This window comes from Mucilaginibacter sp. (assembly GCF_036383575.1).
Taxonomy (GTDB): Bacteria; Bacteroidota; Bacteroidia; order Sphingobacteriales; family Sphingobacteriaceae; genus Mucilaginibacter.
Genome location: NZ_DASVOB010000268.1, coordinates 1 through 4,819, shown reverse-complemented (window position 1 = coordinate 4,819; position 4,819 = coordinate 1). Strand labels below are relative to the sequence as shown.

The 4,819-nt window shown below is 41.5% G+C and carries 6 protein-coding genes; 3 read left to right on the top strand and 3 right to left on the bottom strand.

Annotated features, from left to right (window positions below; all coding sequences use genetic code 11):
- A partial coding sequence (locus VF500_RS09545) for an aldo/keto reductase (protein ID WP_330859456.1) occupies positions 1 to 254 on the top strand: 254 nt, incomplete at its 5' end.
- 80 nt (positions 255 to 334) lie between these two features.
- A complete protein-coding gene (locus VF500_RS09540; RefSeq protein WP_330859455.1) occupies positions 335 to 685 on the top strand; it encodes a TfoX/Sxy family protein in 351 nt (116 codons plus the stop codon).
- Between the two features lie 128 nt (positions 686 to 813).
- Here VF500_RS09540 and VF500_RS09535 read toward each other — a convergent pair whose 3' ends face one another.
- The 3 genes from VF500_RS09535 to fbaA form a co-directional block, all read right to left on the bottom strand.
- Entirely contained in the window at positions 814 to 1,239 is a 426-nt protein-coding gene (locus VF500_RS09535; RefSeq protein ID WP_330859454.1) for a GNAT family N-acetyltransferase, read from the bottom strand.
- Positions 1,196 to 1,714, bottom strand: a complete 519-nt coding sequence (locus VF500_RS09530; RefSeq protein ID WP_121224501.1) for a low affinity iron permease family protein — start codon at positions 1,712 to 1,714, stop codon at positions 1,196 to 1,198. Before VF500_RS09530 ends, VF500_RS09535 begins: the two co-directional genes overlap by 44 nt.
- 104 nt (positions 1,715 to 1,818) lie before the next feature.
- Positions 1,819 to 2,898: a class II fructose-bisphosphate aldolase gene (gene fbaA / locus VF500_RS09525; RefSeq protein ID WP_330859453.1), complete on the bottom strand. Its 1,080-nt coding sequence runs from the start codon at positions 2,896 to 2,898 to the stop codon at positions 1,819 to 1,821.
- A 268-nt stretch (positions 2,899 to 3,166) separates the two neighbouring features.
- Here fbaA and accD point away from each other — a divergent pair, with 268 nt between their 5' ends.
- Positions 3,167 to 4,012 carry an acetyl-CoA carboxylase, carboxyltransferase subunit beta gene (gene accD / locus VF500_RS09520; protein ID WP_121224499.1) on the top strand — a complete coding sequence of 282 codons (846 nt, stop codon included), beginning with the start codon at positions 3,167 to 3,169 and terminating at the stop codon, positions 4,010 to 4,012.
- Positions 4,013 to 4,819 lie beyond the last annotated feature (807 nt).

Sequence of the window (4,819 nt, the reverse complement as noted above, 5' to 3'; positions counted from 1 at the left end):
AATTTGCACAGCTTGCCGCTCAAAAACAATGCACGCCTGCTCAACTGGCGCTTGCATGGGTTTTGGCCCAGGGCGATAACATTATCCCTATCCCCGGAACAAAAAGGAGAAAATACCTACTGGACAACGCGGGCTCTGTTGATGTGGAATTAACAGCGGCTGATCTACAGGATATTGAAACTGTTTTAGCCAAATACCCCAACACCGGCGACCGGTATAATGAGGCCAACTATAAATTCGTTGATAAAAACTAACAACAATTACATCACGCAAAGACGCCGTAGCCAATTAAACTTTGCGGCTTAGCGCCTTTGCGTGAAATAATATAATCCTTATGGCTTACAACGAAAAAATGGCCGACCGCATCCGTGATGCATTAATGGATCTCCCCGTAGTGGAAGAAAAGAAAATGTTCCAGGGAGTTTGTTTTATGGTAAATGACAAGCTCTGCGTTTGCGTACGTAATAACGACATTTTATGCCGCATTGGCGATCAACAAGCCCAGATTGAGCTTGAGAAAGGTAACTGCAACCAAATGCTAAGTGGCGACCGGGTAATGAAAGGCTATGTTTATGTTGAAGATTCCAACCTGCAAACCAGCAAAGATCTAAACTACTGGATCAAACTGTGCCTTGAATTTAATCCAATTGCCGAGGCTTCTAAAAAGAGGAAAAGTAAAAATTGATGAAAAAACCGTCATTGCGAGGTACGAAGCAATCGCACGGAAGCATGATCGCCCTGTATAGCATGCGATTGCTTCGTACCTCGCAATGACGTTTTCTAAATATATTGATTTAAAAGGTGACATTTTTCTTACTTCTTCACCATCTTATAATGCTTGATCCCAGCCTCTTCAAACTCCGGCCCTGATGCTTCAAAACCCAGTTTTGCATAAAAAGGCACAGCCTGCGTTTGTGAATTAAGATAAATATAATCAGCATCTGCAGGCAAATCAGCCAGCACTGCCTTTACCATTTCTGCTCCCAAACCAAACCCTCTAAAGGCTTTCAATACTGCAAAACGTTCAAGCTTGTAGCCATTCTCCGTTTTACGCCAGCGGCAGGCACCGGCAGGTTCGCCGTCAACAGTAGCTAAAAAATGATGCGATACATCTTCGTGTTCATATTCCAGTTCGGGAGGGCAATTTTGTTCAATAACAAATACTTCACGCCTTATGGCATGTACAACATCAAGATCAGCTTGTTCCGTTACTTTTTTTACTATGATTTTTGCGGGCATTGATGTAATGCGGTTTTGTTTTAAAATTATTAAGCTTGGTGGTATGGTTTTCCCTTGCAGCGTCTATTGAGTGCGTACAGGTGATATCGTCTTCCTCTTCGGCAAGCCCGGCCAGTTCTACATAAAATTTGTGTAACTGATCAAGTTCCTTTTCGGTAATATCCTCAATATCAACCATGCGGTTACTTGCCCCCTGGTGTGATGCAAGCAGCTCGTTCAGTTTCAAATGTATAGCTTTTGAATCTTTATTTTGCGATTTCTGGATCAAAAAAACCATGAGGAAGGTAACTATCGTAGTCCCCGTATTGATAACCAGCTGCCAGGTGTCCGAATAATGAAATAAAGGTCCGGTAATTCCCCAAACAATGATAACACCAAACGCCGTGATAAATGCGCCGGAGCTGCCGGTAGCGATGGTAGCCCAGTTGGCAAAGCGCTCAAATAAATTCTTTTTCTTGTTATTAATTTTAACCATTTGCAGCAGATTTTATCTTTTTTAGTGGGGACGCCTGCCGCCTTTAAACAACAAAGCGCCTGTACAACAAATGTACAGGCGCTTTTGTTAGTTTTTGATGAATATTATAATTTGCTGTAAACGTCGATACAATTAAGATCTTCAAACGCAGCAGATAGCCTTTTTACAAAGCTTTCTTCACCTTTGCGTAACCAAACGCGTGGGTCATAATATTTTTTGTTTGGAGAATCCTCGCCATCCGGGCTGCCGATCTGGCTTTGCAGATATCCTTCTTTCGATTTGTAGTAATCTTTAATGCCTTCCCAATAAGCCCACTGCATATCGGTATCAATGTTCATTTTGATAGCACCGTATGAAATAGCCTCGCGGATCTCTTCCTGGCTTGAGCCAGAACCACCGTGGAATACAAAGTTGATAGGTTTCTCGGCAGTTAAATTAAATTTTTGTTTAACATACTCCTGTGAGTTATGCAAAATAACCGGTTGTAACTTAACGTTACCTGGTTTGTAAACTCCGTGCACGTTACCAAAAGCAGCAGCTACGGTAAAACGAGGGCTTACTTTTGAAAGGTGCTCATATGAATAAGAAACTTCCTCAGGCTGGGTGTATAAACGTGAGCTGTCAACATCAGAGTTGTCAACACCGTCTTCTTCACCGCCGGTTACACCTAATTCAATTTCAAGAGTCATGCCCATTTTAGCCATACGCTCAAGGTACTTGGCCGAAATTTCGATATTCTCCTCAATAGGCTCTTCCGAAAGGTCAAGCATGTGTGATGAGAACAGTGGTTTGCCGGTTTCAGCAAAAAATTTCTCGCCATGATCTAACAGGCCATCAATCCATGGTAATAATTTTTTAGCAGCATGGTCGGTATGCAGGATAACTGCCACACCATAGTGCTCAGCTAAAAGATGAACGTGCTTTGCAGCAGATACACCACCTAAAATACAGGCCTGAAGTTTTGAATTATCCAATGATTTGCCGGCGTAAAACTGTGCACCGCCATTTGACAGCTGGATAATAACCGGAGAGTTAACAGCTTTAGCTGTTTCCATAACTGCATTGATAGTATTAGTACCAATAACGTTTACTGCCGGTAAAGCAAATTGATGCTTTTTTGCTGCTTCAAATAGTTCCTGCACCTGATCGCCGTGCAGAACACCTCTATAATTTTTTAAATCCATTAGCGTTTATTTGGGGCTCGAAGTTATAAAATTTATTGAAATCGATTAAGTAATCTTAAAAGTATATCAAAACGATAGTAAAAATAGGCTTAATTTAAGAATATGATATAATTCGTTAATAATCCAATCCTTTTATTACGAAAATAGCATTAAAAAAGTATTTTAAATTTCGGCAAACAATTTACCCTGCCATAACTTTTTATATCCGGCACTACATGTTTAATATTTTTTGTTTCTTTGTACCCAATTGAAAGAGTTAGACACAGATATGGCATGGTTTAAACGAGAGTTGAAAGGGATAATTACGACCACTGAGGAAAAGAAGGAAGCCCCCGATGGCATCTGGAATAAATGCCCTAATTGTAAGAAACCTTTACACTATTCAGAACAGGTAGAAAATCAATATGTGTGCCATTACTGTGGCTTCCACCTGCGCATAGGTTCAAAAGAATATTTTTCGGTACTATTTGATAATAACGAGTTTACAGAACTTTTCCCGGATCTTACTTCAGGCGATCCGCTTCACTTCGAGGATACGAAAAAGTACACGGACAGGCTTAAAGAAACTCAAAAGAAAACAGGTTTAAATGATGCAATAAGGGCTGGCGTTGGCAAAATTGACGGTCAGGACCTGGTTATTGCCTGTATGGACTTTAATTTCATTGGCGGCTCAATGGGATCGGTTGTTGGTGAAAAGATAGCTCGTTCTATCGATTACAGTATCCAGCACAAGGTTCCGTTCCTGATGATCTCCAAATCGGGCGGTGCACGTATGATGGAAGCCGCGTTTTCATTAATGCAGATGGCTAAAACATCAGCCAAACTTGCTTTACTGGCACAGGCAAAAGTTCCATATATTTCTTTACTTACCGACCCAACTACAGGCGGTGTAACAGCATCATACGCTATGTTAGGCGATATCAATATTGCCGAACCGGGTGCGCTGATAGGTTTTGCCGGCCCAAGGGTAATTAAAGAAACCATCAAAAAGGATCTTCCTAAAGGTTTCCAAACTGCCGAATTTGTGCAGGAGCATGGTTTCCTTGACTTCATTGTGGACAGAAGAGAAATGAAAGAGAAATTAGCTTCATTTATTAAAATGATGGCTAATTAACGATATAGTCAATCTTTATATGGTAAGGGATAAGCTTAAATGTTTATCCCTTATTTTTTGTCCTTACTTCAAGGGTCGTCATTGCGGGGTACGAAGCAGTCACCGACTTTACAGGGCGAATCTCTATAACTCCTACCCTAATTTAGGATCGCTTCATACCTTATAATGACACAATTGTAAGCTATTAACGTCCCATCAGGGTCTCTCGCAGAAGACCCTGATGTATACGCCATGCTGATTCACTTTTCGAATATCCTGGTAGATGTTTAGAACGCGGCAAACCTCAGGGTCCTCTGCGAGAGACCCTGAGAGAGAAATTTTATAAATATGGGCGTTGCTTGCGGCCGTGCTATCCGCTCATACCGCATAGGCATCAGCCACAAGGCCGGTATCCCAATGTCATTAAGTTAAGAAAATCCCCCAGAGGGGGAACAGGTTTGTAGCATATAGTATACCCAAAATAGCCGTGCCAGAGGTACGGAACACCGGAGTTGTGTACCTCTGGCACACTAAAAAATTCATTCATTTCATTTCTACAAACCTTTTGCACCTCTGGTGCAACCCGTCAATCCCTTAACTTAATGACATTGGCCGGTATCCGCTCCTATCACTAACGCGCCCCACACACCAGTTCCAACGCCCAACCTGACCAAATCTCACCTCCCCTGCCAATTTGACAATACATTAACAATTGGAACACTCATTGATGATCCAATTCCAACAAACATTAAATCAACCATATTAAAATATAGTTATGCAAGAAAAAGGCAGCATTTCGATCCACACCGAGAACATTTTCCCGATCAT